1 protein-coding gene is annotated in these 1,027 nt (G+C 59.6%); it reads left to right on the plus strand.

The annotated features are described in order from the left end of the window. Positions 1 to 63: 63 nt before the first annotated feature. The coding region (locus ABIE57_RS20585) for an IS256 family transposase (RefSeq protein ID WP_354540901.1) at positions 64 to 1,027 on the plus strand (964 nt) is incomplete at its 3' end.

The raw sequence follows: 1,027 nt of genomic DNA on the forward strand, positions 1-1,027 counted from the left end.
GAGAGTGTCCGATCTTCTGTGTAACTGCGCTTTGGTCCATGCTTCTTGAGAGGAGTGAGGACGATGACGATATCCAAGGAATTACTGGACGAACTGCTGAAGGGCTGCGAGCGGCCTGAAGATCTGCTTGGCGACGCCGGGCTAATGAAAGAGCTCAAGATCAGGCTGATGGAGCGGATGCTCGGCGGCGAGCTGACCGCGCATCTTGGCTATGAAGATGGCAAGGATGCTCCCCCTGGTCAGCTCAACCGGCGCAACGGCACAGCCAGCAAGCGCCTGAAAGGTCAGGATGGCGAGGTGCCGATCTCTGTTCCTCGTGACCGTGACGGCAGTTTTGAGCCCGAGCTGGTCAAGAAGGGCCAGACCCGGATCGACGGGATGGATGACAAGATCATCGGTCTTTATGCCGCTGGTTTGACGGTCCGAGACATCCGCGCCCACCTTGAGGAAGTCTACGGCCTACAGGTTTCGCCGGACCTGATCAGCCGGGTTACCGATGCTGTGCTGGACGAAGTTCGCGAATGGCAATCCCGGGCTCTGGAGCGGATGTATCCCATCGTCATTTTCGACGCGCTCCGGGTCAAGATCAGAGACGCCGACAGCCGCATGGTCAAGAACAAGGCCGTTTACGTAGCCCTCGGCGTTAGCAGGGACGGCGTTCGCGAGGTTCTCGGCCTCTGGATTGCTGACAACGAGGGTGCCAAATTCTGGCTGTCGGTGATGAACGAACTCAAGAACCGCGGGGTTCAGGACATCCTCATCGCCGTCGTGGATGGGCTCAAGGGCTTCCCTGACGCCATCACGGCGGCCTTTCCCGATGCCGCGGTCCAGACCTGCATCGTGCATCTGGTACGCCATTCTCTGAACTTCTGCGCCTGGAAAGATCGCAAGGCAGTGGCCGCCGATCTTCGCCTGATTTACGGGGCCGCCACAGCCGATCTGGCGGCCGCGGAACTGGATGCATTTGAAGAGAAATGGGCCGGAAAATATGCCTCAATCGCTCCGGCATGGCGGCGAGCGTGGCAGG

The sequence above is a fragment of the Roseovarius sp. MBR-6 genome (assembly GCF_040547525.1).
Classification (GTDB): domain Bacteria; phylum Pseudomonadota; class Alphaproteobacteria; order Rhodobacterales; family Rhodobacteraceae; genus Roseovarius.